This is a genomic window from Caldimonas brevitalea, from assembly GCF_001017435.1.
GTDB lineage: Bacteria > Pseudomonadota > Gammaproteobacteria > Burkholderiales > Burkholderiaceae_C > Caldimonas > Caldimonas brevitalea.
In genome coordinates this window covers 3229276-3255416 of the sequence record NZ_CP011371.1, presented here as the reverse complement: position 1 = coordinate 3255416, position 26141 = coordinate 3229276, and the positions used below count along the sequence as shown (strand labels likewise).

Genomic DNA, 26141 nt, shown 5'->3' with positions numbered 1-26141 from the left:
CGCCGGGACAGAGCGCAGTCCGCGGCGGCGGCGGGGCGTCAGAGCCCGGCCACCGGCACCGGCTGGCCGCCCTTGAAGGTGAACACCGTGACCGGCGAGGACTTCAGGTCGCGCTTGGCGTCGAAGGCGTAGCTGCCCGCCACGCCGCTGTAGTTGCCGCTGGCGAGGGCGGCGGCCACCTTGTCGGGCGCCGTCGAGTTGGCGCGCTGCATCGCATCGGCGATCAAATGCATGGCGTCGTAGAACGACACGGCATAGGTCAGCGGGTCGCGCTTGTGCGCCGCCTTGTACTTGTCGACGAAGGCCTGGCCGTTGTTGACACGGTTGAGCATCGCGCCGCCCTGGGTGCACCAGACGTTGTCGCCCACCAGGTCGCCGCCGGCCAGCTTGGCGGTCTCGCTCGAGCAGATGCCGTCGCCTCCCAGCAGTTTCGCGGTGACGCCCAGGCTCTTCATCTGGCGGGCCATCGGCCCGGCCTGCGGCGAGTAGCCGCCGAAGAAGATGGCGTCGGGCTTGCCGGCCTTCAGGGTGGTCAGCGTGGCGGTGAAGTCGGCCGCCTTGTCCGACGTGTACTCGCGCCCCGTCACGGTCAGGCCGTTGGCCTTGGCTTCGCGGGCGAATTCGTCGGCGACGCCGACGCCGTAGGCGGTGCGGTCGTCGATGATCGCCACCTTCTTCAGCTTCAGTTCCTTGGCCGCATAGACCGCCATCTTGGCGCCCAGCTGGCTGTCGCTGGCGCCGACGCGGAACAGGCGCTGGTGGCCTTGTTCGGTGACCTTGGGGTTGGACGCCACCGTCGCCACCACCACCCCGGCCTCGTGATAGACGCGGGACGCCGGCAGCGTGACGCCGGAGTTGTAGGGCCCGACGACAAAATGCACGCCCCGGTCGACCAGTTTCTGCGCCACCGAGACGCCTTGACGCGGGTCGGCCTGGTCGTCCTCCGCCACGATCTCGAAGCGCACCGGCTTGCCATTGACGCTGATCGGCTTGGCATTGAGTTCCTGCACGGCCAGTTGCAGGCCGCCGAGATTGTCCTGCCCGGCGGCCGTCTGCGCGCCGGACAGCGGTCCGCTGAAGCCGATCGGCACGGTGGCGGTCTGCGCGACGGCCGGCGCAGCCAAGGCGCCCAGCGTCAAGGCCGCGGCAGCGGCGACGAGCAGCGGACGTTTGCCAACGGTGTACATGGGGAGGTCTCCTGTTCGATATGGAAGGTTGGGGCGACGGCCGCAGCCCGTCTCGATGGACGCGCCCGGCGTCAGGAGCGCGATTGTCGGCGCTAGTGCGCTGGAACTTGTTCGGAAATCAATAGCGACTGCCGCTCGGATAGTCACCTGGCAGAGAATGAAGGGTGACGACGGGCGACCCGGCCGGCGCGCACGCCGCCCAAAGTGCAACTGCCACGAAACCGGGACGGCGATGTGCTCACGGCGGCCACCGGCCACGCGTGTCCACGGGCCATGCAGGGGCGGTTCCAACGAGCGCGCAGGACGAGCCGACCGAGGACGGGCTACAGTAACATCAAGTTACTGATTGTGTGCGGCGCGCAGCGACATTACGGGCTGGGTTATAGCGCCTGTTACTTGCGCAGAGGAGTAAAGCAATGAACGCGCCTGATCAACTTGCCGTCGAGGCCGGCACCGAACCCCTGGCCATGATGCTGAGCGCGTTGACCGCGCTGCGCCGGGGCGACGCGACGGCGCGGCTGCCCATGCATTGGAGCGGGGTGCACGGCAAGGTGGCCGAGGTCTTCAACGACGTGGTCGAGCGCAATGCCGAGATGGCACAGGAACTGGCGCGGCTGCGGCAGGTGGTCGGCAAGGAAGGCAAGCTGAAGCAGCGCGCCTCGCTGACCGGCGCCAAGGGCTTCTGGGGCGAGTCGATCGACTGCATCAACTCGCTGATCGACGACCTGGTGCACCCCACGAGCGAGGTGGCGCGTGTGATCGGCGCGGTGGCGCAAGGCGATTTGTCCAAGAGCATGGCGCTGGAAGTGGAGGGCCGCCCGCTGGAGGGCGAGTTCCTGCGCACCGCCAAGACCATCAACAAGATGGTGGAGCAGCTGGGCAACTTCTCGGCCGAAGTGACGCGCGTGGCGCGCGAGGTGGGCACCGAAGGCAAGCTGGGCGGCCAGGCCAAGGTGAAGGGCGTCGCGGGCACCTGGAAAGACCTGACCGACTCGGTCAACTCGATGGCCGGCAACCTGACCGACCAGGTGCGCAACATCGCCGACGTGACCACCGCGGTGGCCAAGGGCGACTTGTCGAAGAAGATCGACGTGGACGTCAAGGGCGAGTTCCTGACGCTCAAGAACACCATCAACACCATGGTGGACCAGCTGCGCAGCTTCGCTTCGGAAGTGACGCGGGTGGCGCGTGAGGTGGGTACCGAGGGCAGCCTGGGCGGCCAGGCCCGCGTGGAAGGGGTGTCGGGCACCTGGAAGGACTTGACCGACTCGGTCAACTCGATGGCCGGCAATTTAACCTCGCAGGTGCGCAACATCGCCGACGTGACGAAGGCGGTGGCCGCGGGCGACTTGTCCAAGAAGATCACGGTGGACGTGAAGGGCGAGATCCTCGAGCTGAAGAACACCGTCAACACCATGGTGGACCAGCTGCGATCGTTCGCCGCGGAAGTGACGCGTGTGGCGCGTGAGGTGGGCACCGAAGGCAAGCTGGGCGGCCAGGCCGACGTGCAGGGTGTGGCCGGCACCTGGAAGGACTTGACCGAATCGGTCAACTTCATGGCCGGCAACCTGACCTCGCAGGTGCGCAACATCGCCGACGTGACCAAGGCGGTGGCCGCAGGCGACTTGTCCAAGAAGATCACGGTGGACGTGAAGGGCGAGATCCTGGAGCTGAAGAACACCGTGAACACGATGGTGGACCAGCTGCGATCGTTCGCCGCCGAAGTGACGCGTGTGGCGCGTGAGGTGGGCACCGAAGGCAAGCTGGGCGGCCAGGCCGACGTGCAGGGCGTGGCCGGCACCTGGAAGGACTTGACCGAGTCGGTCAACTTCATGGCCGGCAATTTGACCTCGCAGGTGCGCAACATCGCCGAGGTGACGACGGCCGTGGCGGCCGGCGACTTGTCCAAGAAGATCACGGTGGACGTGAAGGGCGAGATCCTGGAGCTGAAGAACACCATCAACACGATGGTGGACCAGCTGCGATCGTTCGCCGCCGAAGTGACGCGTGTGGCGCGTGAGGTGGGCACCGAAGGCAAGCTGGGCGGCCAGGCCGACGTGCAGGGTGTGGCCGGCACCTGGAAGGACTTGACCGAGTCGGTCAACTTCATGGCCGGCAACCTGACCTCGCAAGTGCGCAACATCGCCGAGGTGACCACGGCGGTGGCGGCCGGCGACCTGTCCAAGAAGATCACGGTGGACGTGAAGGGCGAGATCTCCGAGCTGAAGAACACCATCAACATCATGGTGGACCAGCTGTCGTCGTTCGCCGCCGAGGTGACCCGCGTGGCCCGCGAGGTGGGCAGCGAAGGCAAGCTGGGCGGCCAGGCCGACGTGCAGGGTGTGGCCGGCACCTGGAAGGACTTGACCGAGTCGGTCAACTCGATGGCCGGCAACCTGACCTCGCAGGTGCGCAACATCGCCGACGTGACCAAGGCGGTGGCCGCGGGTGACTTGTCCAAGAAGATCACGGTGGATGTGAAGGGCGAGATCCTGGAGCTGAAGAACACCGTGAACACGATGGTGGACCAGCTGCGATCGTTCGCCGCCGAAGTGACGCGTGTGGCGCGTGAGGTGGGCACCGAAGGCAAGCTGGGCGGCCAGGCCGACGTGCAGGGCGTGGCCGGCACCCGGAAGGACTTGACCGAGTCGGTCAACTTCATGGCCGGCAATTTGACCTCGCAGGTGCGCAACATCGCCGAGGTGACGACGGCCGTGGTGGCCGGCGACTTGTCCAAGAAGATCACGGTGGACGTGAAGGGCGAGATCCTGGAGCTGAAGAACACCATCAACACGATGGTGGACCAGCTGCGATCGTTCGCGGCCGAAGTGACGCGTGTGGCGCGTGAGGTGGGCACCGAAGGCAAGCTGGGCGGCCAGGCCGACGTGCAGGGTGTGGCCGGCACCTGGAAGGACTTGACCGACTCGGTCAACTCGATGGCGTCCAACCTGACCGTGCAGCTGCGCGACGTCTCCAAGGTGGCGACCGCCATCGCGATGGGCGACTTGACGCAGAAGATCACCGTGGACGTGCGCGGCGAGATTCTGCAGATCAAGAACGTGATCAACATCATGGTCGACCAGCTGTCGTCGTTTGCCGCCGAAGTGACCCGGGTGGCGCGTGAGGTGGGCACCGAAGGTCGACTCGGCGGCCAGGCGCAGGTGCGCGGCGTGTCCGGCACCTGGAAGGACCTGACCGACAACGTCAACTTCATGGCCGGCAACCTGACCGGCCAGGTGCGCGGCATCGCCAAGGTGGTGACCGCCGTGGCCAACGGCGACCTGAAGCAGAAGTTGACCGTGGAGGCCAAGGGCGAGATCGCCGCGCTGGCCGAGACCATCAACAGCATGACCGACACGCTGGCCACCTTCGCCGACCAGGTGACCACGGTGGCGCGCGAAGTGGGCGTGGAAGGCAAGCTGGGCGGCCAGGCCAAGGTGCCGGGCGCGGCGGGGACCTGGAAGGGCCTGACCGAGAACGTCAACCAGCTCGCGGCCAACCTGACCACCCAGGTGCGCGCGATCGCCGAGGTGGCGACCGCCGTGACGCAGGGCGACTTGACCCGCTCGATCACGGTGGAGGCGCAAGGTGAGGTGGCGGCCCTGAAGGACGCGATCAACGAGATGATCCGCAACCTGAAGGACACCACGCAGAAGAACACCGAACAGGATTGGCTGAAGACCAACCTGGCCAAGTTCAGCCGCATGCTGCAGGGCCAGAAAGACCTGGTCACCGTCGGCCAGCTGATCCTGTCCGAGCTGGCGCCGGTGGTGGGCGCACAGCAGGCCGAGTTCTATGTGGTCAGCAGCGCCTCCGAGCGTCCGCGTTTGAAGCTGTTCGCCAGTTATGCCTCCGGCGGCCAGCAGACCCACGGCAAGGAGATGGAGCTGGGCCAGGGCCTGGTGGGCCAGTGCGCGCTCGACAAAGAAAAAATCCTGCTGACCAACGTGCCCTCGCACGCCTTCCGCATCGCCTCGGGCTTGAGCGAAAGCGCGGCGATGGACGTGCTGGTGCTGCCGGTGGTGTTCGAAGGGCAGGTGCGGGGCGTGCTGGAGCTGGCCTCGCTGGAGCGCTTCAACCCGGCGCACGAGGCCTTCCTCGACCAGCTGACGGAAAGTATCGGCATCGTGATCAACACGATCGAGGCCAACACTCGCACCGAAGACCTGCTGAAGCAATCGCAGTCGCTGGCCGAGGAGCTGCAGAGCCGCCAACAGGAACTGCAGCAGACCAACCAGGAGCTGCAGGAGAAAGCCCGCCTGCTGGCGCACCAGAACCAGGAGGTCGAGCGCAAGAACCAGGAGGTCGAGCAGGCCCGCCAGGCGCTGGAAGAAAAGGCCGAGCAGCTGGCGTTGACGTCGAAGTACAAGTCGGAGTTTTTGGCCAACATGTCGCACGAGCTGCGCACGCCGCTCAACAGCCTGTTGATCCTGTCCGACCAGCTGTGCAAGAACGGCGAGGGCAATTTGACGCCCAAGCAGGTGGAGTTCTCCAAGACCATCCACTCGTCGGGCAACGACTTGCTGATGCTGATCAACGACATCCTCGACCTGTCGAAGATCGAGTCGGGCACCGTCGCGGTCGACGTCAGCGAGCTGCGGCTGGACGAGTTGCAGCGGTATGTGGAGCGCAGCTTCCGCCACTTCGCCGAGTCGAAGCATGTCGATTTCCAGGTGCGGGTCGACACGCCGCTGCCGCGCAGCATCGTCACCGACGTCAAGCGGCTGCAGCAGATCATCAAGAACCTGCTGTCCAATGCCTTCAAGTTCACCCACGAAGGCCAGGTCACCTTCACGCTCAGCACCGTCGAGAGCGGCTGGTCGCCTGACCACGAAGAGCTGAACCGCGCCGGCCAGGTGGTGGCCTTCGAGGTCTCCGACACCGGCATCGGCATCTCGCCCGACAAGCAGCAGATCATCTTCGAGGCCTTCCAGCAGGCCGACGGCAGCACCAGCCGCAAATACGGCGGCACCGGGCTGGGCCTGGCCATCAGCCGCGAGTTGTCGCGGCTTCTGGGTGGCGAGATCCGGCTGGTGAGTGCGCCGGGCAAGGGCAGCGTGTTCACGCTGTTCCTGCCTCAGAGCCTGAACCCGCAACGGGCGTCGCGGGCGGCCAAGTCCGCAGCCGGCGACGCCGCGCGCGACCAGGCCGCGAAAGCGCTGCAAGGCCCGGCACCCCGCGGACTCGCGGCGCAGGCCGGCGGCGTGGCGACGCCGAGAGCCGCCGCTTTGACACCCGTCCCGGATGCCGACGTCCAGGAGGGGCTGGCCCCCAATCTGGCGCAGGACGATCGCGACGAGATCACGCCGGGCGACCGCGTGCTGCTGATCGTCGAGAACGAACTCAGCTTCGCCAAGGTGATGCTCGAGTCGGCCCGCGAGCACGGCTTCAAAGGCCTGGTCAGCACCAGCGGCACGCATGCGCTGGCGATGACGTACGAGTACCAGCCGGCCGCGATCACGCTGGACATCCACCTGCCGGACATGCAGGGCTGGTTCATCCTCGACCGCCTCAAGGCCGACCTGGCGATGCGCCATGTGCCCATCGTCGTCGTGTCGACCGACGATGCGCGCGAGCGCGCGCTGCAAGGCGGCGCGCTGGCGTTTTTGGCCAAGCCGCTGCAGTCGAAAGACCAGGTCGACCGGGCGGTCGCCGGCCTGGCCGGGTTCACCGGCCGCACCCAGCGCCGCCTGGTGGTCGCGATGCCCGAAGGCGCGCCGCGCGAGCACCTGCTGGCGTGTTTGCAGGCCGACGTCGACGTGGTGGTGACCGCCGACGACGTGGCCGCGCTGCACGCGCTACGCCAGGGCGGCGTCGATGCCTTGGTGGTCGACAGCTCGCTGCCGGGCCTGGAACCCGAGGACGTGCTGAGCGTGGCCGATGCAGCCAGCACCGAGCGGCCGCTGCCGGTGGTGGTGTTCAACGGTGGCCCGCAGGACGCGACCGCCACATGGAGCAAGGCCCATTTGACGCTGCCGGTGCGGGTGGCCGGCTCGATGACCGAGTTGCTCGACCACACCGCCTTCTTCCTGCACCGCAACCTGGCCGCGATGCACAGCGACGAACGTGGCCTGCTGGAAGCGCTGCGTCAGGACCAGTACAGCCTGGCCGGCAAGAAGGCGCTGATCGTCGACGACGACATGCGCAACATCTTCGCGCTGGCCACCGTGCTGGACGAGCACGGCATGGTGATCGCGTCGGCCGAGAGCGGACGCGATGCGATCCGCTTGGTGCAGACCGATCCGTCGATCGACATCGTCCTGATGGACATCATGATGCCGGAGATGGACGGCATGGCCACCATCAAGGAGATCCGCAAATTGCCCGGGGGACGTGACCTGCCCATCGTCGCCGTGACCGCCAAGGCCATGAAGGGCGACCGAGAAAAGTGCTTCCAGGCGGGCGCCTGGGACTATCTGTCCAAACCGGTCGACACCGCTCATTTGCTGTCGGTCCTGCGGAGCTGGTTGTGCCGTTGAATTCCCGCCCCCTCGAATCCGAGATGCCGGCCCTGTTGCCGGGCCCGCCGCCGGGCAGCATCCTGATCGTCGACGACCTGCCCGACAAGCTGCTGGTGCTGCAGACCGTGCTCGAGGACCTGGGCCAGAACCTGGTGTTCGCCCGCTCCGGCCGGGAAGCGCTGCGCGAAGTGCTGCAGCGCGAGTTCGCGGTGATCCTGCTCGACGTCAACATGCCCGACATCGACGGGCTCGAGACCGCCCGTTTGATCCGCAGCTACAAACGCTCGGCCCACACCCCCATCATCTTCATCACCGCCTACGCCGACGAGATGCAGACCTCGCGCGGCTATTCGCTCGGCGCGGTCGACTACATCCTGTCGCCGGTGGTGCCGGAGGTGCTGCGCAGCAAGGTCAAGGTGTTCGTCGAGCTGTACGCGATGCAGCAACGTGCCCGCGAGCAGGCCGAGGAGCGCGTCGCGTTCGCGGCCGAACAGGCGGCGCGGCGGGCGGCCGAGGAAAACTCGCGCCGCTCGGCCTTTTTGGCCCAGGCCAGTCGGGTGCTGGGCGGCTCGCTCGATCTCGACATCGCGACGCGCGAACTGATGCAGCTGCTGGTGCCCGACACCGCGGCGCTGGCCGTGCTGTCGCTCGACGATGAGCAAGGCCGCCAGCGCAGCTGCTTGATCCACCAAGCGCACACCGGTCGTGCCCCGGTGGAGCGCGCTTACCAGGACCTGCCGGGTCCGCTGCAGCAGCTGTTCCAGCGCGCGCGTGCTGACGAGCGGCGGGTGGACGCGACACATTTGCAGCCCGCCGCCACCGACGTCACCACCGGATGGTGGCCCGGCCTCGACGCCGACACCCCGGCGGCCGCCGTGCCCTTGATGGTCGGCGGCAAGACGCTCGGCTGTCTGCTGGTCGCCGGCCCCACCGACGCGGCGCCGCTGGGCGGCCCGAGCTTTCCCGCGCTGGAGGAACTGGCCGGGCGAGCCGCGATCGCCTTCGAGAACGCCCGCCTGTACCGGAGCCTGCAAAACGAGATCGTCGAACGGCGCGAGGCCGAGGCGCAGCTGCACGAGGTCAACCGCCGCAAGGACGAATTCCTCGCGATGCTGTCGCACGAGCTGCGCAATCCCTTGGCACCGATCCGCAACGCCATCGAGGTGATCCGCCGCGTCGCGCCGCCCGACGCCAAGATCGACTGGGCGCGCGACGTGATGGACCGCCAGGTGCGGCACCTGACACGTCTGGTCGAGGAACTGCTCGACGTGGCGCGCATCAACCAGGGCAAGATCGCCCTGCACAAGGAGGCGGTGGAGCTGGGCTCGGTGATCGCGCATGCCGTCGAGACGGTGCGCCCTGCGATCGAAGCCCGCCACCACACACTCGAACTGTCGTTGCCCGAGCAGCCGGCCTGGCTGCAAGCCGATTTCAGCCGTCTGTCGCAGATCATTGCGAACCTGCTCAACAACGCCGCCAAGTACACCGAGGACGGCGGCCGCATCGAGTTGATCGCCAGTGTCGCCGACGGCCAGGCGCGCTTGACGGTGCGCGACAACGGCATCGGCATCGACCCGCGGTTGCTGCCGCGCGTGTTCGATCTGTTCCAGCAGGGCGAGCAGACACTTGACCGCAGCCAGGGTGGCCTGGGCGTCGGGCTGACGCTGGTGCAACGGCTGGTGGAACTGCACCAGGGCAGGGTGGAGGCGCACAGCGCCGGCACCGGCAAGGGTTCGGAGTTCCGGGTCTTCATGCCGTGTTTGAGCGTGATCGAACCGGCGACGTCACACGCGGCGACCGAGCTCGAGGGCCCCAAACAAGGCTGCCGGGTGCTGATCGTCGACGACAACCAGGACGCCGCCGACAGCGTCGCGGCCGTGTTGGCACTCGACGGGCATGAGGTCAAGACCGTCGGCGACGGCAGCCTGGCGTTGGCCAGCGCGCCGGTCTACGTGCCGCAGGTGGTGCTGCTCGACATCGGCTTGCCCGGTCTCAATGGTTATGAGGTCGCACGGCGTTTGCGACAGATGGCCCCTACCCGCGATGCACTGCTGATCGCGTTGACCGGCTACGGCCAGCGCGAAGACCGCGAGATCGCGATGCAGGCCGGCTTCGACGTCCATCTCGTCAAGCCCGCCAGCCCGACGGAAGTCGGGCGCATCATCGACGAATGGCAGCAGCAGGGGGCGCGAGCAGTAGCGGGCGACGCCGACGCGGCGCAGAAGCTCCAGCGGTCTTAGGGCGAGTTCACACGACGCATGGCTGTTCGTGTGAACAGGCCCTAAGGCGGGGCCGTCGCCTCACGACTTGTCGCGCCGGCGCAGGTTCTTGCTGACGATGGCGACCAGGATCAAGCCGAAGCTCAGCAAGCGCACGCCGTAAAAGAGCGGCGATTGTTCTTCGGACGGCGGATGCAGGCCCAGAAACACCCGGTCCAGCGCGTCGATCAGGAACGCCAGCGCGAACCACAGAAAAAAGCGATCGCCGGTGCGTCGCCAGAAGCGGAGGAAGAACATCGAGGCGACCAGCGAGGCCATCGCGATCGCACCCATCAACAACGTGTTCATCGACGTTTCACTCCGAGTCCAGGATCAGGCCGTAGAGCAGCACCAGCATCGCGACCAACGCGACACCGCTGCGCAGCACCGACAGGTCCTGGTCGGGAAACACCAGTTTGTCGAGCACCAGCAGCAGGTTGTTGATCGCCAGGCCGACGAAACACAAGCCACTCCAGAGCAGCAGTCGATATCCGCCTCTGGCATAGGCATGCAGCAGCAACACCGCACACAACACCGCGGTCAAGGCGCAAAGGGCGTAGATGCCACTTGCCATTGTCAGTCGCCCTTCTTTCTGAGTTTGAAGGCTTCCGCGAACTCGCGGATGCGTCCGTCCCGTTTCGAGTGGATGAGGTTGGTGATGGGAATCAAATGGGTGGCGTACAGGCGGGCCAGCGCGTCCACCGAGGCCGCCACCGCCGGCGACGACGGTGCGTAACCATAGCCTTCGGCGCGCTTGGTCGCCAAGCCGAGGGCCGTCAAACGGTCAAGTACCTTGACGGCCTCTTGCCCGGAGATGTAGAGCCGGAGCGCGACTTGGTCGGCGCTCCAGGACAACTCAGGCTCGCGCCAAAGCACGAGCAGCGCCTCCATGTGGGCGATGGAGTCGACATGATCGAGGGTGAACCTGCGGATATCGGGCGGAATACTGTCGTGGGTCACCGGGGGCGCGGCAGGCAAACCGGGCGGTTGAATTGCAGGCCGCTTTATACCGCGGGTCGGACCTTCGTGTCAGACGCCGCCGCGCAGCGGAGCCGCTGCGGGCGCGGGTGGCGTCCTCCGGAGTCGCTTTTGGCGTCAACCGAAGCGCATCCGGAAACAGTCCGGACCGTTGGCAGGCGGCATCGCAAGGCAGTGGTAGTGGGCCGCGTTGACGAGGTCGTCGAACGGACCGAGCCCCTCGTGCAGGCCGCCCTGCACGGCTGCCATCGCGCTGCGCATCGCCTTGGCTGCACTGTGGTCCGCGGCCGCTCCGACGCTGGCGATCAGGTCCAGGTGCATGCGGCAGACTGCATCCAGCACATCGTGCCAGTACTGCAGGCTGTCGGCTGCGTCTGAACACCACAAGGCCTGCAGCAAGTCTGCAAGCTGCGCGGGGTGCTCGGCGGTGTCGACCTGCTCACCCGCCAGGTGACGGCGATCACGCGCCGCGCGGGCCGCCTCGATCTGCGTGATGCGTAGCGACTGGGCGTTTTCCAGCACATTGATGGTGGTCTCGAGCTGCCAATGCACCCAACGTTTGAGCGGATCGGTGATCAAGACCTCGAGCCGGGGGCCGGGCACGGGGCCGTCGATGGCGAGGCTGGACGCAGTCGCGTCGGTGCAGTCGTTCACGGCAGGTACTCCTGTGGTGGGATGGCACAGCCACCGTATCCCACGCCGACGTCGTGCGTTTGATTGCGCTCAAGCCCTTTCTGACCCTGCTCACCTACCTTGCGGCTGCCGACCCGCGCCCACCATTTGTCGATGTCGAGGCCCCACCTCGGTAGCGGTCCGATTGTTGCTGCAATCACCCGAGGCGCGAGTGAGCCCCAGGCGGTTCGCCCTCCGCTGCCAGCCTGCGCCACCCTCCACTGAAAGGCCCGCTTTGAAAGGTTCAAATGCCCGCCCCGCACCCGTCGAGCCATCCCATCGCCAAACGGCAGAGGCCGTGGCACTTGCCCTGCAGGTCGACCCTGAACAGGGGCTGGGCGAGGACGCCGTCGACCGTCGCCGCGAGCAACACGGGGCCAACCGCTTGCCGGAAGCGCCGCCGCGCGGCCTGGCGCGGCGGGTGTGGGATCAGCTGCGCGATTTCATGACGCTGGTGTTGTTGGCCGCCGCGGCCTTGTCCGGCTGGATCGGCGACTGGACCGACACCGTGGCCATCCTCGTGATCGTGCTGCTGAATGCCGTCATCGGTCTGACACAGGAATGGCGCGCCGATCAGGCGGTGCAAGCCCTGAAGCGCCTGGCCACGCCGCAGGCGCGCGTGCGACGCGCCGGCGTCGACCGCCTGGTCGACACCGAGGCGCTGGTGCCGGGCGATGTCGTGCTGCTCGAGGCGGGCCAATTGGTGCCGGCCGACCTGCGTTTGCACCGGGTCGCGCAGCTGCGGCTCGACGAGTCGACCCTGACCGGTGAGTCGACCACGGTCGAAAAGCATGCTGCGCCCCTGGCGGACGAGACCGGCGCGCTGGGAGACCGGCTCAACATGGCCTACAAGGGCACGGTGGTCACGCACGGCCGTGCCACGGGTCTGGTGGTGGCGACCGGCGCCCAAACCGAACTGGGCCGGGTGGCGGCCCTGTTGCAGCAGCAGGGCGACCGCAGCACGCCGCTACAGCGCCGGCTGGCAGCGTTCGGGCGACGGCTCTCGCTGGTGGTGCTGGGCATCTGCGCGCTGGTGTTCGCGATCGGGGTGCTGCGCGGGGAGCCCATCCTGCTGATGGGGCTGACCGCCATCAGCCTGGCCGTGGCCGCCATTCCCGAAGCGCTGCCCGCCGTCGTCACCGTGTTGCTCGCACTTGGTGCCCGGCGCATGGTGAGGGTACAGGCGCTGGTCCGCCGGCTGCCCTCGGTCGAGACACTCGGCTCGGTCACGACGATCTGCTCGGACAAGACCGGCACGCTGACGCAAAACCGCATGCAGGTCGCGTCAGCCCTGACGCGCGGTGAGCACGCCGAAGAGATGGCGCTCTGGGAGGCCTGCCTGCTTTGCAACGATGCACAGCGCGGTGAGGGCGGCCGCTGGCAGGGCGATCCGACCGAAACCGCGTTGGCCGAGCGGGCCGTGCAGGCCGGCGTCGACGCGCAGCAGCTCGGCGAGCGTTGTTCGCGCCTGCATGAATGGCCCTTCGATTCGGAGCGCAAGCGCATGACCACACTCCACCCGGCGGATGCGGGGTGGCGCAGCGTCACCAAGGGCGCACCCGAGGCGGTGCTGCCGCGCTGTCGCGCGATGGCCGGGGAGGGCGAACGCGACTTCGACGCCGACGCCGTGCTGCGCGCCGCCCAGGACTTCGCCGCGCGGGGCATGCGGGTGCTGGCGGTGGCGAGCCGGCGCTGGGAGAGTTCGCCTGCCGGCCTGGGCGAAGACGAGGTCGAGACGGACTTGACACTGTTGGGCCTGGTGGCCCTGGTGGACCCGCCGCGCCCGGAAGCCCGGGCGGCCGTGGCCGAATGCCGGGCTGCCGGCATCACGGTGGTGATGATCACCGGCGACCATCCGGCGACGGCGCTGGCCATCGGGCAAGCACTCGGCATCGTTGCGCCGGGTGACGAGCAGGTGCTGACCGGGGCGGCGCTGGCGGCACTCGACGACGCCGCGCTGCAAGGCGCGGTGGCCAGTGTGCGGGTCTATGCTCGTGTCGACCCGCTGCAGAAGATCCGCATCGTGCAGGCGCTGCAGCAGCGCGGCGAGTATGTCGCGATGACCGGTGACGGCGTGAACGACGCGCCGGCCCTCAAGCGTGCCGACATCGGCGTCGCGATGGGACGAGGCGGCACCGATGTCGCCCGCGAAGCGGCCAGCCTGGTCTTGCTCGACGACAACTTCGCCACCATCGTGGCGGCGGTGCGCGAAGGCCGGCGCATCTTCGACAACATCCGCAAGTTCATCCGCTATGCGATGACCGGCAACTCGGGCGAGATCTGGACCTTGTTTCTTGCGCCGCTGCTGGGGCTGCCGATGCCGCTGCTGCCCATCCACATCCTGTGGGTCAACCTCGTCACCGACGGCTTGCCGGGGCTTGCGCTGGCGGCCGAGCCGGCCGAGCCCGGCGTGATGCAGCGCCCGCCCCGCCCGCCGAGCGAAAGTGTGTTCGCGCACGGTCTCTGGCAACACGCCCTTTGGGTCGGGCTGCTGATCGCCGGCCTGTGTCTTGCCGTGCAGGCGTGGGCCGTCACCACGGCCGCGGCGCACGCCCAAACCATGGTCTTCACCGTGCTCACGCTGTCGCAGATGGCGCACGTGCTGGCGATCCGCTCCGAGACGCAGTCCCTGTTCACGCTCGGCCTGCGCAGTAATAAAGCGTTGGCTGCCGCCGTGCTGCTCAGCCTCGCGTTGCAGCTGGCGACGATCTACGTGCCGGCACTGCAGGACGTGTTCCATACCGCGCCGCTGGACGCTTTCGAGCTGGCGCTCTGCTTCGGAGCCGCCATCATCGTGCTGCTGGCCGTCGAGGCGGAGAAGTCGTGGCGACGGCGGGCGCTGCCCCGCCTCAACGCCGCGCGTATGGTCGAGGACACACACTGACAGCGCCAGCCCCCGACCCGGCAGGCGGCGGCCTGGGCCCAGGCCCGCCGCGTCAGTCCGGCGGATCGGCGTCGTCGAACAAGTGGTGCTGCAGGCCGTACTTGATCAGTGCCGCGCCGCTGTCCAGCCCCATCTTGTCCAGGATGCGGCTCTTGTGGGTGCTGACGGTCTTCACCGACAAATGCAGCGCCTGCGCAATCTCGGTCAGCCGCTTGCCTTCGACGATCATGCGAAACACCTCGAACTCGCGGTCGGTCAACACGGTGTGCGGCGGCGCCTGCCGCAGCCCGTTGAGCTGCATCGCAAGGCGCTCGGCCATGCCGGGCGACACATAGCCACCCCCGCCTGCCACCTTGCGCACGGCCGGCACCAGCTCTTCGGTGGCGCTGTCCTTGGTCAGGTAGCCGTGCGCGCCGGCGCGGAAGGCGCGCATCGCGTACTGCTCTTCGGCGTGCATCGTGAACACCAGCACGGCCACCTCGGGATGCTCGACCCGGATGCGCCGTATCAGCTCCATGCCGGACACCCCGGGCATGCTCAGGTCGACGATCGCGACGTCGACCTTGTGCTCGCCCAGGGCCTCCAGCGCGCGGTGGCCGGTGTCGGCTTCGGCCACCACATGCAGCTCGGCGGCCGCCGACAGGATGCGCTTCAGGCCTTCGCGCACGATGCGGTGGTCGTCCGCGATCAGCACGCCGGTCTGCAGGGGCAGGGGCATGGGCATCGGCAGGAGCTCGGTCATGGCCGCACTCTCAACCGTTGGGCGCCGGCCGCGGACGCTGCGGCCGGCAAGGTGGCCTGCACCCGTGTGCCGAGGCCCGGGGAGGACTGCAGCGAGACGCTCCCGCCCAGCTGCAAGGCGCGTTCGCGCATGCCGATCAGCCCGTACGACCGCGGCTTGGGCAGCGCGCTCGCCGACATGCCGCGTCCATCGTCTTCGACGCTGACGGCGAGCCGGCCATGCTCGAGCCGCAGCGCGATGCTCACGCGGCGTGCGCGGGCGTGCCGGCTGACATTGGTCAAGGCCTCCTGCACGATGCGGTAGGCGGCTGTCTTGGCGGCGTCGCTGACCTGTGTCTCGCCCACCGCATACAGCACGTCGATCTGCAGCCCGGTGCGGCTCGACCAGTCCTGTGCCAGCCACTCCACCGCGGCCTCCAGGCCGAGGTCGTCCAGCATGGCCGGCCGCAGGTCCGCCGCGATGCGACGCACAGATGCCACCGTCTCGTCGATCATGCGCACCGCTTCGGCGACCCGGCGGCCAAGATCGTCGTCTTCGACCGGCGCCATCACCAGCGACGCCACCTCCATGCGGATGGCCGACAGGCGCTGCCCCAACTCGTCGTGCAACTCGCGCGAGATGTGGCGGCGCTCTTCTTCGCGCACGTCCAGCAAGTTGCGCGACAGGCGGCGCAGCTCTTCACCCGATTGTTCGAGCAACCGGGCGGTTTCGTTGCGCTGGGTCACATCGCGCAGCACGACCTCAAGCGTCTGTGCATGGTCGGGCAGGGCGGCGGCCGACACCTCGACCTCACGCCGGCACCCGTCAGGCCGGCGAATGCAACGCTCGAGCCCGGCGGCACGGCCGCGTGCCAACGCCTGCTGCATCAGGGCGGCCACCGCGGGGCGGTCCTCTTCCAAGAAATAGGCCAGCGGGTCCTGGCCGATCACGCCGGCGGCTTCGTCGCTGCCCAGCAAGTCGAGGCAGCTGCGGTTGACGAGACCGATCCGGCCCGCCTCGATGATCCAGATCGCGTCCGGCGACAACTCGACCATCGCCTGGTAGCGTGCCTCGATGGGCTGTAGACCCATAAGGTTGCGGCGAGACATCCGTGTTGTGGCGAGGTTGCACAACAAGTCGCGCCGGTGGGCACGCTGCCGCAGCACCACCGCGTCGCGCTTCGCCGCAGCGGCCAGCCCGATACCCCAGCGCCGCAGGCAGAACAGCGCCAGGGCGCCGAGCAGCACGGCGCCGGTGCGCCTGGAAGGCAAAAGCTTGAGCAGACAGTGCCTCTCTCGGTCGGGTTGAGAACCGGCGGCCGGGGCAGTCTCGAGGAACGCCGATGTCACTCGGGGCCGCTGCCCTGCGCTCGCCGGGCGTGCGGGCGGCGCTGCAAGGTGCCGGCACTGCATGGCACTGAGAGCGAACGCCCCAAGGTCCCGGTAAAGGTAGCGACAACTGGGCAGGCATGCAATGTTCCCGCAAGGGGCGGTCGGCCTGCCGTGCCGCTCCGAGGCGGCCATAGGCAGTGCCTGAACCGATTGTCAGAAAAATCCGAAACAGCAAAGGCAATGCTGACGTGTCATCGCAGCGTTCCCTGATATCCGGATCAGGGCGCGCGGCCGATGCTCTCGGCTCGGGCAGTCGCCGCGCTGCCACCTCGTGAAGGAGAACCATGGAACATTCTTCCGACCCGGTGCTGCCGGCGGGCGTGCGCTGTTCGGTCGGCGACCTGTGCCGCTGGTTGGGGGCAGCGGGGCCGGTCTGCAGTGGCGATGCCTTGCTGTTTCCAACCCGCCGGGTGCGGGCCGGCGGCCACTTGGTGCACGAAGGCGCGCCCTTCGAAAACCTCTATTTCGTCGGCGCTGGCACCTTCAAGTGCGTGCAGACCGACCAGGATGGCTACGAGCTGGTGCAGGCCTTTGCGCTGCGCGGCGACAGCATCGGCCTGGACGGATACGGCACCGGCCGCTACCTGGCCTCGGCGGTGGCGCTGGAGGACTCGGTGGTGGCCGTGCTGCCCTGGCGTGATGTCGCCGGCGTCGAGCGGGGCAGTACCGCCTTGCAGGATTTGCTGCTGCGCGCCGCCAGCCGGGAACTGCAGCGCAAGAACGCCGTACTGCAGGTGATGGCCGCGGTGGGCGCCGAAGTGCGGGTGGCCAGGTTTCTGTTGCAGATGACGGGTCGACAGGCCGCGCTGGGTTTTTCGTCGCACCGCGTGTCGCTGCGCATGAGCCGGCGCGACATCGCCAGCCATTTGGGCATCGCACACGAGACGGTGAGCCGCTCGCTGTCGGCGCTGGCCGACTGGGGCTACATCCGCGTTTCGCACCGCGACGTGGAAATCCTCGACGCGCCCGCCCTGGCGCAATTCCAGCGCTACACGCGCAAAGGCCACGAACCCGCCGCGCCATGGGAAAGGCCCCAGGCACCGGCCCGGCCCTGGAAGGCCGCCGACCCGCGCGGCCGCGTCCCACGCGCGGCGCCCTCGGCGTCCAACGGCCCGGCCTGAGTCGGGGCGCCGGCATCGACGCCGAAGGGGTGGCGGACGGACGGTGGGCAGCATCATCGCGGCGGCACTGTCAGTGCGACATCAGCACCGGCAGATTCATTTGCTTCAACACGGTCCGGGTGGTGCCGCCGAGCACGAACTCGGCCAGCCGCGAGTGACCATAGCCGCCCATCACCAGCAAATCGGCGCCCAGGTCGGCGGCCTCGGCGAGCAAGGCATTGCCCGCGTCCACCTGCGTCAGCACCACCCGCGCCTGCAGCGTGACGCCATGACGTTCGAGCGCGGGACGCACCTGCTCGAACTGCAAGCGCCCGGCGTCGTGCTCGTCCTGAGGTCGGTCGAGGAACAGCAGATGCACCTGCTCGGCGCGCCGCAGCAGCGGTAGCGCGTCATGCAGGGCACGTGCACATTCCCGGCTGGGATTCCAGGCGACGAGGACCCGGCGCGCGACCGAACTCCATTCGCCGACATTGGGCACGATCAGCACCGGTCGGCCGACGTGCAACAACACGAGCTGCGGAAAGTCGCGCGGGATCGGCTGGTCGATTCGCCCGGGGCCGCTCTGCCCCACCACCACCAGGTCGCTGCAGCGGCCCTGCATCACGGTGGCGGGCAAGGGGTCCGCTTCCAGCGCCCTGGCTTCACAGGAGGCCACGCCGAAGCCGGTCGCCTGCTGCCGAAAGCCTTCGGCAACGGCCTGCGCTCGCTCGCGCAGCTGTTTCAACGACAGGTGCATGAAATCGGCGCCGGCCTGGCCGGGCAGGTTGACGAGCCCGCTCGGCGCCAACCCGATCAGATGGGCTTCATGCTGCAGCGCCAGTTTGGCGGCGAGCCGACCCCGCACGGCGGACCGCACGCTGTCGTCGAGGTGAACGAGGATGGTTCGATAGTCCATGGGTTGCTCCGGTTGGACCCCCATGCGGCCGATGCGTCGCGGCCGCGGCGGCGTCTGACTTCCACCGGGCGACTGTGCGCCGTCGGCGTCGGCGTCACTTGAGCCTCGTCACCTTTCCGACGCCCGGCATCGGGTACAGGCGTTGCCCGTCCCTCAAGCTCTGAACACTTCCGGGAGACCGCCATGTCGCATGTCCAGCATCAGGCCCTGAGCCAACAAGTCATCGTCATCACCGGGGCCTCTAGCGGCATCGGCCTGGCGACTGCCCAAGCCGCGGCGCGCGAAGGTGCCCGGCTGGTGCTGGTCGCGCGCAGTGGCGACACCTTGCAGGCGATTGCCAATGAACTGTCGGCCGGCGGTCGCTGCGAGGCCCTGCCGGTGGTGGCCGATGTCGGCCATCGCGCCGAAGTGCAGCGGGTGGCCGATGCGGCGGTGCTGCGCTTCGGGCGCATCGACACCTGGGTGAACGACGCGGGCGTCAGCATTTACGGGCGCCTGGAAGACGTGCCCGAAGCCGACTGCCGGCGCTTGTTCGACACCAATTTCTGGGGTGTGGTGAACGGCTCGCTGGTGGCGCTGCCGCACCTGCGGCAAAGCGGCGGGGCCCTGATCAACGTCGGCAGCGAAGTGTCGGACGCGGTGGTGCCGCTGCAAGGCATGTACAGCGCGTCCAAGCACGCGGTGAAGGGCTTCACCGACGCCTTGCGCGTGGAGGTCGAGGAGATCGAGAAAGCGCCGGTCAGCATCACGCTGATCCAGCCGACCGCCGTCGACACGCCGTTTCCGCAGAATGCGCGGAATTACATGGACCGCGAGCCCAAGCTGCCGACGCCGCAGATCGACCCCGAAGACGTGGCCAAGGCGATCCTCAAGGCCGCGGTCGACGGTGGTCGGGACGTCAAGGTCGGGTCGATGGCGCGCCTCAACGTGCTCGCCGCGAAGGTCGCGCCGGCGCTGGGCGACAAGATGTCGGCCCGGCAGGCGGAACGCCAGCAATACGACGAACCGCCGCGCGACCCGGAAGGCACGCTGTACCGCGCCGGTCACCGGGGCCAGGTGCACGGCCAGGGCGGCGCGACCCGCCACTGAAGGCCGTCGGCGCGCGCAGCGCGACTCAGCGTGCCGGCGGCCGCGCCAACAGCGCTTCGAGTCGCCGGTCGTGACCGTACACGTCGGCAACGAAGTGGACCACACCTTCACCCGGCACCACGGCCGCGGTCACGTAGAACAACATCACGCGCAGCGGTTGCGGCAGGTCGACCCGCAGTGAGGCCTTGCCGGCGGCGGCAGCCTCGATGCGCTCGCGGGTCCACTGCGGCTGGTCCCTCAACACCCACTGCGCCAGCGCCAGCGGGTCCTCCAGACGCACGCAACCGTGGCTGGCATCGCGACGGCTGCGCTCGAACCAGGACAAGGCAGGGGTGCCGTGCAGGTAGACGTTGTGGGCGTTGGGGAAGATGAACTTCACCGCGCCGAGGGCGTTGCGCGGCCCGGGGCGTTGCCGCAGCCGCAACCCACCCTGGCGCAGCAGCGCGAGATGGGCCGGCGTGGCGGCCACCGCGGGCGCGTCGTCGCTGGCACCCGCGACCAGCTCCATCTCGTGCCGGTCCAGGTAGCCCGGGTCGCGCTCGAGAGCCGGCAGGATCTCCTGCCGCACGATCGAGGACGGCACGTTCCAGTAGGGCCTGAAGACGAGGTAGCGCATCTCTTCGGTGAACACGGGCGTCTGGGTGTCGAGCGCACGCCCGACCACCACCCGCATGTTCAGCGCCGGCTCGGCATCGGGTCCGCCGGCCGACCAGGCCCACAGGCGGAACATCGGAATGTTGATGGCGATGAAGGGGCGGCCGTCGGGGTGCGGCAACCAGCGCAAACGCTCCATCGCCAACTCGATCTGGCGCACGCGTCGTGCCAGCGGCACGTTCAACGTTTCCTGGGTGGACCGGCCGAGCACGCCATCCACACCCAGGCCGTGGCGCAACTGGAAGCGCCGCACCGCCTCGGCGAGCGGGGCGTCGTAGTGGTCCGACTGCGGGTCGACCGCCTCGTGCGCGGGCAGGTCGCCCAGCATGCGCAGGCGTTCGCGCAGCGCCGGCACGACGGCATGCCGCTGCCCTGCCGCCAGGGCGGGCACGGTCTGCAAAGCGGCCGGCGGCGGTGACGCGGCCAGCCCTCGGTACCGGGCCAGCTCTTCGCGCAGCGCGCGGTATTGGCCGAACGGCGGGGTCAGGCCGGTGACGAGTGCCGTCAGCCGGTGCCCCTGCAGGGCCTCGTCCAGCAGCGCGGCGAAATCGTGGTGGTGGTCGCGCACCGGCAGGCGAAAGCGCACCGCGGACGGGTCCACCCGCCCGACGTGGAGATGGCGCAGGTAGCGCAACACGCCCAGGCTCAGGCCCAGTTCCCAGGCGGCGGCTTCGTCCGGTGCCGGCCCGCCCGCGCCGGCAAGCCGTGCGGCGCTTTGTGCGAGGGCCTCGGCGTGGTAGTCGGCGGGCACCAAGCCCTCACGGTCGGCCGTGGTCAGCAGCGCCAGGGCTGCTTGTGCCTGGGGGCCGGGCCGCCCGCCGGCATCCAGCCAGCGTGCGGCGTTGCGGCCGGGTGGGTAAAGGCGCTGCAATTCCTGCTGCTCGGCCCGGCTCGCAGGCGCCTCGAAGGCGCCGGCATGCAGCCGCGCGACGATCGCCGCGGACAGCGCGTCAGTGGCGCCGGTCGCGCCGGGCATGGGGCGGACGGCCGATGGGTCGGCGGCGCCCGCGGGCGCCAGCGACACCAGCGCCAGGAGGACGACCGCGGCGCTGTTCCGCCAGCGGCTCACGACAGCGTGCACAGCAGCAGGGCCTGCAGCGTGTAGCGGCGGTTGTCGGCGTGTTCGCGCTCGTCGGCCCCGGCGGCGGGTGCCTCGGTGCGCCAGCGCAGGGGGTCGGTTGCATCGACGACGATGTCCGCCTCGTCGCTCGCCTGCTGCAGCGATTCGATCAGCTGCAACCGCAGGCCGCGAGCGCCGGCCAGGCGCTGCGCCTGCTCGAGCCGCACCGGCTCGGGCCATTGCGCACGCGGTGCCACGAAACGCACGTCGAGCCCGGTCATCGCGGCGATCTGCAACAAGGCGTCGGCACACGGGCGCCGCGGGTCCCCGACCAGGGCCACGCGCAGCTGCCCGAGCGGCTTGCCGGTGCGCTCCTGCAGCCCCATCAATTCGGCCAGCACCCGGACCGGGTGCTCGTCGGAGCCGAGCCCGTTATAGACCGGCACCCCGGCGCCCCGGTCGACCAGCCGCACCATCTCGCTCGGCAGGCCTTCGCAGTCCAGCGCGTCGTAGAGCCGGCCCAGCATCTGGGCCGTGTGATGCACCTCGTCGTGGCTGCTCATGGCGGCGTGGCCGGGATGCAGGCGGGCAACCTGAGCGCCGAGTTCGAGTGCGGCGTCGTGGACGACGTCGCCGCGCGAGCCGGCGGGGTCGGCCGACCACAAGGCCAGGTTGCGGCCGCGCAGCGGCACGGACGGACGGCCGGCTCGAGCCGCCTGCTTCAGGCGGCGGGCGGTTTCGAGCAGCTGCAAGACGTCGTCGGGCGCGAGGCTTTCGACGGACCAGAGCTTGCGGTGGGGGAGGACAGGGTTGGAGTACGGCACGGGCTCAAGACTATCGAGCCGCGGCTGCCCTCGATTTGATGCGCGTCAAAGCGGCGGGCGCCGTGACGTGTTGATGCCGTCCTGACACCGGCGGTTCACGCAGTGTTACGGAGCCGCGGTCGGGCCCGCGGCCTCCGACATCACGCGCACGATCGCGGCGGCCAGTTCGCCGCGTGTATAGGGCTTGCGCAGCAGCTCCCACGGCGGCGGAGTGGCGAGCAGGCCACTGGCGAAACCGGACATCAGCAACACCCGCAAGGCCGGAAAGCGCTGCTGGGCTTCCCGCGCCAGCTCGGTACCGCGCATGCCGGCGCCGAGGGCGATGTCGGTCAACAGCAGGTCGAAGGGCGCCTGCGGCCCGAGCGCGACCAGCGCCTCTTCGCCGTTGAGACAGGCGGTGACGTGGCAGCCGAGCGACACCAGGAATCGGTGCACGACGACGCGCACCTCGGCGTCGTCCTCCACCAGCAGCACGCGCAGGCCGGGTGGCACGCTGCCTTGCGCGTCGACCTCGAGGTCATGGCTGGCGCCGGCTTCGGCCAGCCCCGGCAGGTACAGCGTCACCGTGGTGCCGACGCCCAGCGTGCTGTCGAGCGACACCGCGCCGCGCGACTGCTTGGCGAAACCGTACACCGTGGCCAGCCCGAGGCCGGTGCCGCGGCCGGCCTCCTTGGTCGTGAAGAAGGGCTCGAACGCATGTTCCTTCACCGCTTCCGGCATGCCGCTGCCGGTGTCGGTGATGGCGATGGCGACGAAACCGTCGACCGACGTCTCGTCCTCGCTCACCTCGCCGTGCAGCGCCGGGGGCAGCGCCAGCATCGAACGGCAAGAGAAGGTCAGGCGCCCGCCGTCGGGCATCGCATCGCGCGCGTTGATCGCAATGTTGAGCAAGGCCGATTCGAGCTGGCCCGGGTCGGCGAGGCACACCGGCGCCGGGGTGTCGATCTGCACGTCGATCTGGATGCGCTGGTCCAGCGTGCGCCGCAGCATGTCGGCCAGCGAATCGATCAGCGCGCCGGTGTCCACCTGGGTCGGCTGCAGCACCTGGCGCCGCGAAAAGGCCAGCAGCTTGCCCGTCAATTCGGCGCCGCGCTTGGTGGCGCGCATCGCGGCCGCCACCAGCTGCGGGGCGAAATCGTCCTGCTCGACCAGCGGCAGCTGTTCGAGCACCTGCAGGTTGCCGGAAATGACGGTCAGCAGGTTGTTGAAGTCGTGTGCAATGCCGCCGGTCAACTGGCCGACGCTTTCCAGGCGCTGCGAGTGATTCAGCGCCTCTTCGCTCTGGGCCCGCTGCAAGCTGGTGGCGAGCAGGTTGGAGAGCGACTCGAGGAATCGGAGCTCGTCGTCGCCGAAGGTTTGCGCCGCACGCGAGCGGACCGTCAGCACGCCGATGCTGCGCCCACGGTCCGACAGCGGCACGGCTGCCGCCGAGGTCAGTCCCGCGGTCAGATAGGCGTCGGGCGTGACGAAACGGCGCTCGTCGCGGTAGTTCTCCACCACCACCGGACGGCCGAACGACAGCACATAGCCGGCCGGCGTGTCGGGCCGGTTGGGGATGAGGTCGCCCGCCGACTCGCCGGGCAGTGGCGCCAACGCCCCGGCGACCCGAAACTCCAAACCGTTCGGCTCCAGCAGGAACACCGCCGCCATTTCGGTCTGCAGCGCCTCCGCGGCCACCCGGGGCACCTGCGCCAGCAGCACCTGCGGGTCGCGTTCGTCGACCGCCAGGCGGCCGAACTGCGCCACATGCTCGCTGTAGCGCGCCCGCTGCAGTGCCTGGCGCACGCGCGGATAGTCGCCGATGCCGCGGATCGCCGCCACGACGTAGGGCAGGCCGTGCTCCTGCAGCGGGCTGAGGGCGATCTCGACCATCACTTCGGTGCCATCGCGCCGCTTGGCGACCAGCTCGGTCTGGGTCCCCATCGGGCGCGGCCGCGGCGCCTTGCCGTAAGCGGCCCGGTAGGCCGCATGGCGCGGGCGGATGCTGTCGGGCACGAGGACGTCGACACCCAGCCCCAGCAGTTCGTCGGCACGGTAGCCCAGCAGCTCGCAGGCCGCGGGGTTGGCCAGCACGATGTCGCCCTGGGCATCGACCAGGAGCAGCGCATCGGGGTAGGCCGAGAACAGCGTGCGGAAGACGGTCCGGTCGTCGAAGCCGGGCAGCGAGGGAAAGTGGTGCGACATGCGATCAGACCGCCTCGATCGGCGGGACGAAGATGTAGCCGGCGCCTCGCACCGACTTGATGATGTGCGGGTCTTCCGGGTTCGATTCGAGCTTTTTGCGCAGCCGGCCCACCTGGACGTCGATGGTGCGGTCGAACGGCCCGGCCTCGCGGCCGCGCGTCTGTTCCAGCAGGTAGTCGCGCGACAACACCCGCCCGGGCGCCTGCGTGAACGCACTGAGCAGGTCGAACTCCCCGGTCGTCAACGCCACTTCTTGGCCCTCCGGGCTGTGCAAGGTGCGCGCGGCGGGGTCGAGCTGCCAGCCGACGAAGCGCAGCTTGCGTCGCGCCGGCGCCGCGGCAGCCGCAGGGGGCGCCGCGACAGGGGGAGCGGTGGCGGGCTCCAGGCGCCGCAGGACGGCCTTGATGCGCGCCAGCAATTCGCGCAGGTCGAACGGTTTGGTGACGTAGTCGTCGGCACCGATTTCCAGCCCCACCACCTTGTCGACCGCGTCGCCGCGCCCGGTCACGATGACCAGCCCGCACCGCCAGTGCTCGCGCAACTGACGGGCAATCGCAAAACCGTCTTCGCCGGGCAGGCCGAGATCGAGCAGCACCAACGCCGGCGGGTCGGTCGCCATCAACTCCATCAGGGAGCGTCCGTTGTGGAGCTGGGTGACACGGAAACCGTGGCCTTTGAGGTAGCCGGCCAGCAGCAGGGTGATGTCGGCTTCGTCGTCGAGGACGGCCAGATGGGTATTCACTGCATTCACCCGGTGATGGTACCGAAGCCGCGAAAGGGGAGAAAACACGGGGGTGTCCGGGCAGCGCGACGGCGCCCGGTCCAGTCGGGGTAGGCGGGGGACGCCCGCCGTTGACACATACGGTTCACGCAGTGTTACCGAGTGATAAGAACGGTTGGCAGGCGGTTGTCGGTCGGTTTTTAAGCTTCCACCCATCGAAAACAAGCACTGCGCCCCGGAGAGGGGCCGCCGAAAGGACCTGGAACATGCTGACCACCGCCACCGCTGCCCGTGCCCCGCAAATGCCCGCCGCCGCGCAAGGATGGCGTGACAACCAGCAGGCCAGCCGCCGTATCGCCGACGCTCTGCACACCTTGCAGGACAAGCTGCCGATCCAGCGTCGTGTCGTGCACGCCGGCGACAAGATCTATCAGGCTGGCGACGCCTTCGGCTGCCTCCACGTGGTCCATTCCGGCATCTTCAAGATCATCAACTCGGCCGCCGACGGCCGCGAACAGGTGGTCGGCTTCCATTTCAAGGGCGACTGGCTGGGTTTCGACGGCATCGCCGCCGGCCAGTACGGCTGCGACGCGGTGGCGATGGACACCGGCGAGGTGTGGTCGTTCCGCTACCAGGCCCTGTTCGAGGCCTGTGCGCAGCACCCCGAACTGCTGAGCCTGCTGCACGAGGCGATGAGCCGCGAGATTTCGCGCGATCGTGAGTCGCTGCTGTCGCTGTGCACGCTGTCGGCCGACGCCCGGGTGGCCGATTTCCTGCGCTATTGGGCCGAATCGCTGGCGCAGCGCGGCCTGCGCACCGACCAGATCACGCTGCGGCTGACCCGTGCCGAGATCGGCAACTACCTCGGCATGAAGCTCGAAACCGTCAGCCGGGCGATGTCGCGGCTGGCGCGTGACAAGGTGATCCAGTTCAGCGAGCGGGGCCGCCGCGACGTGCAGATTCCCGACGTCGCCGCGTTGTCCGCCTTCGTCCAGCGCAGCCTGACGCCGGCCGGCGAAACGCTGCAGTAAAGCGATCGGG

18 protein-coding genes are annotated in these 26141 nt (G+C 68.7%); 6 read left to right on the top strand and 12 right to left on the bottom strand.

What is annotated here, in order from left to right:
- Nucleotides 1-38: 38 nt before the first annotated feature.
- Nucleotides 39-1187, bottom strand: coding sequence for a branched-chain amino acid ABC transporter substrate-binding protein (locus tag AAW51_RS14015; protein ID WP_047195104.1), 1149 nt, complete (start codon nucleotides 1185-1187; stop codon nucleotides 39-41).
- Nucleotides 1188-1603: 416 nt separating this feature from the next.
- Here AAW51_RS14015 and AAW51_RS14010 point away from each other — a divergent pair, with 416 nt between their 5' ends.
- Nucleotides 1604-7666 carry a HAMP domain-containing protein gene (locus AAW51_RS14010; protein ID WP_047195103.1) on the top strand — a complete coding sequence of 2021 codons (6063 nt, stop codon included), beginning with the start codon at nucleotides 1604-1606 and terminating at the stop codon, nucleotides 7664-7666.
- On the top strand, nucleotides 7663-9888 hold the full coding sequence (locus AAW51_RS14005; protein ID WP_238947595.1) for a response regulator: 2226 nt from the start codon (nucleotides 7663-7665) through the stop codon (nucleotides 9886-9888). Before AAW51_RS14010 ends, AAW51_RS14005 begins: the two co-directional genes overlap by 4 nt.
- 60 nt (nucleotides 9889-9948) lie before the next feature.
- Here AAW51_RS14005 and AAW51_RS14000 read toward each other — a convergent pair whose 3' ends face one another.
- From AAW51_RS14000 to AAW51_RS13985, 4 genes are all read right to left on the bottom strand, one after another.
- Complete coding sequence (locus tag AAW51_RS14000; protein WP_047195101.1) at nucleotides 9949-10215, bottom strand: DUF5985 family protein; 267 nt, start codon at nucleotides 10213-10215, stop codon at nucleotides 9949-9951.
- A gap of 7 nt (nucleotides 10216-10222) precedes the next feature.
- Nucleotides 10223-10480 carry a DUF5985 family protein gene (locus tag AAW51_RS13995; protein WP_047195100.1) on the bottom strand — a complete coding sequence of 86 codons (258 nt, stop codon included), beginning with the start codon at nucleotides 10478-10480 and terminating at the stop codon, nucleotides 10223-10225.
- A gap of 2 nt (nucleotides 10481-10482) precedes the next feature.
- On the bottom strand, nucleotides 10483-10866 hold the full coding sequence (locus AAW51_RS13990) for a hypothetical protein (protein WP_047195099.1): 384 nt from the start codon (nucleotides 10864-10866) through the stop codon (nucleotides 10483-10485).
- 135 nt (nucleotides 10867-11001) lie between these two features.
- Nucleotides 11002-11538, bottom strand: coding sequence for a hypothetical protein (locus tag AAW51_RS13985; RefSeq protein WP_047195098.1), 537 nt, complete (start codon nucleotides 11536-11538; stop codon nucleotides 11002-11004).
- 316 nt (nucleotides 11539-11854) lie between these two features.
- On the opposite strand from AAW51_RS13985, the gene AAW51_RS13980 reads away from it, so the two are divergent.
- Nucleotides 11855-14440: a cation-translocating P-type ATPase gene (locus AAW51_RS13980; protein ID WP_238947594.1), complete on the top strand. Its 2586-nt coding sequence runs from the start codon at nucleotides 11855-11857 to the stop codon at nucleotides 14438-14440.
- 52 nt (nucleotides 14441-14492) lie between these two features.
- Here the strand turns inward: AAW51_RS13980 and AAW51_RS13975 are convergent, their stop codons facing one another.
- Together AAW51_RS13975 and AAW51_RS13970 are read right to left on the bottom strand one after the other, a co-directional pair.
- Nucleotides 14493-15182: a response regulator gene (locus AAW51_RS13975; protein ID WP_238947593.1), complete on the bottom strand. Its 690-nt coding sequence runs from the start codon at nucleotides 15180-15182 to the stop codon at nucleotides 14493-14495.
- The gene (locus AAW51_RS13970) at nucleotides 15179-16408 is read right to left on the bottom strand and encodes a PAS domain-containing sensor histidine kinase (protein ID WP_053013564.1); all 1230 of its coding nucleotides are present in this window, start codon (nucleotides 16406-16408) and stop codon (nucleotides 15179-15181) included. Before AAW51_RS13970 ends, AAW51_RS13975 begins: the two co-directional genes overlap by 4 nt.
- Nucleotides 16409-16836: 428 nt before the next feature.
- Here AAW51_RS13970 and AAW51_RS13965 point away from each other — a divergent pair, with 428 nt between their 5' ends.
- Entirely contained in the window at nucleotides 16837-17673 is an 837-nt protein-coding gene (locus AAW51_RS13965) for a Crp/Fnr family transcriptional regulator (protein ID WP_053013563.1), read from the top strand.
- Nucleotides 17674-17743: 70 nt separating this feature from the next.
- On the opposite strand, the gene AAW51_RS13960 is transcribed toward AAW51_RS13965, so the two are convergent.
- Nucleotides 17744-18568, bottom strand: coding sequence for a universal stress protein (locus tag AAW51_RS13960; RefSeq protein WP_047195096.1), 825 nt, complete (start codon nucleotides 18566-18568; stop codon nucleotides 17744-17746).
- A gap of 183 nt (nucleotides 18569-18751) precedes the next feature.
- Here AAW51_RS13960 and AAW51_RS13955 point away from each other — a divergent pair, with 183 nt between their 5' ends.
- Nucleotides 18752-19657: an SDR family oxidoreductase gene (locus AAW51_RS13955; RefSeq protein WP_047195095.1), complete on the top strand. Its 906-nt coding sequence runs from the start codon at nucleotides 18752-18754 to the stop codon at nucleotides 19655-19657.
- A 25-nt stretch (nucleotides 19658-19682) separates the two neighbouring features.
- Here AAW51_RS13955 and AAW51_RS13950 read toward each other — a convergent pair whose 3' ends face one another.
- The 4 genes from AAW51_RS13950 to AAW51_RS13935 form a co-directional block, all read right to left on the bottom strand.
- Nucleotides 19683-21380, bottom strand: a complete 1698-nt coding sequence (locus AAW51_RS13950; RefSeq protein WP_169788026.1) for a L,D-transpeptidase family protein — start codon at nucleotides 21378-21380, stop codon at nucleotides 19683-19685.
- Nucleotides 21377-22195 carry a Rossmann-fold NAD(P)-binding domain-containing protein gene (locus tag AAW51_RS13945; RefSeq protein ID WP_047195094.1) on the bottom strand — a complete coding sequence of 273 codons (819 nt, stop codon included), beginning with the start codon at nucleotides 22193-22195 and terminating at the stop codon, nucleotides 21377-21379. The genes AAW51_RS13950 and AAW51_RS13945 overlap by 4 nt, the downstream gene beginning before the upstream one ends.
- A 105-nt stretch (nucleotides 22196-22300) precedes the next feature.
- Complete coding sequence (locus AAW51_RS13940) at nucleotides 22301-24379, bottom strand: PAS domain S-box protein (protein ID WP_047195093.1); 2079 nt, start codon at nucleotides 24377-24379, stop codon at nucleotides 22301-22303.
- Between the two features lie 4 nt (nucleotides 24380-24383).
- Nucleotides 24384-25121, bottom strand: coding sequence for a winged helix-turn-helix domain-containing protein (locus AAW51_RS13935; protein ID WP_047195092.1), 738 nt, complete (start codon nucleotides 25119-25121; stop codon nucleotides 24384-24386).
- 245 nt (nucleotides 25122-25366) lie between these two features.
- On the opposite strand from AAW51_RS13935, the gene AAW51_RS13930 reads away from it, so the two are divergent.
- Nucleotides 25367-26131, top strand: coding sequence for a Crp/Fnr family transcriptional regulator (locus AAW51_RS13930; protein ID WP_047195091.1), 765 nt, complete (start codon nucleotides 25367-25369; stop codon nucleotides 26129-26131).
- The last annotated feature ends 10 nt before the right edge of the window (nucleotides 26132-26141 follow it).

Bases quoted from the DNA above. Each gene is read 5' to 3' on its own strand.
- AAW51_RS14015 (WP_047195104.1), bottom strand. From the start codon at position 1,187: ATGTACACCGTTGGCAAACGTCCGCTGCTCGTCGCCGCTGCCGCGGCC.
- AAW51_RS14010 (WP_047195103.1), top strand. From the start codon at position 1,604: ATGAACGCGCCTGATCAACTTGCCGTCGAGGCCGGCACCGAACCCCTG.
- AAW51_RS14000 (WP_047195101.1), bottom strand. From the start codon at position 10,215: ATGAACACGTTGTTGATGGGTGCGATCGCGATGGCCTCGCTGGTCGCC.
- AAW51_RS13995 (WP_047195100.1), bottom strand. From the start codon at position 10,480: ATGGCAAGTGGCATCTACGCCCTTTGCGCCTTGACCGCGGTGTTGTGT.
- AAW51_RS13975 (WP_238947593.1), bottom strand. From the start codon at position 15,182: ATGACCGAGCTCCTGCCGATGCCCATGCCCCTGCCCCTGCAGACCGGC.
- AAW51_RS13965 (WP_053013563.1), top strand. From the start codon at position 16,837: ATGGAACATTCTTCCGACCCGGTGCTGCCGGCGGGCGTGCGCTGTTCG.
- AAW51_RS13960 (WP_047195096.1), bottom strand. From the start codon at position 18,568: ATGGACTATCGAACCATCCTCGTTCACCTCGACGACAGCGTGCGGTCC.
- AAW51_RS13955 (WP_047195095.1), top strand. From the start codon at position 18,752: ATGTCGCATGTCCAGCATCAGGCCCTGAGCCAACAAGTCATCGTCATC.
- AAW51_RS13940 (WP_047195093.1), bottom strand. From the start codon at position 24,379: ATGTCGCACCACTTTCCCTCGCTGCCCGGCTTCGACGACCGGACCGTC.
- AAW51_RS13930 (WP_047195091.1), top strand. From the start codon at position 25,367: ATGCTGACCACCGCCACCGCTGCCCGTGCCCCGCAAATGCCCGCCGCC.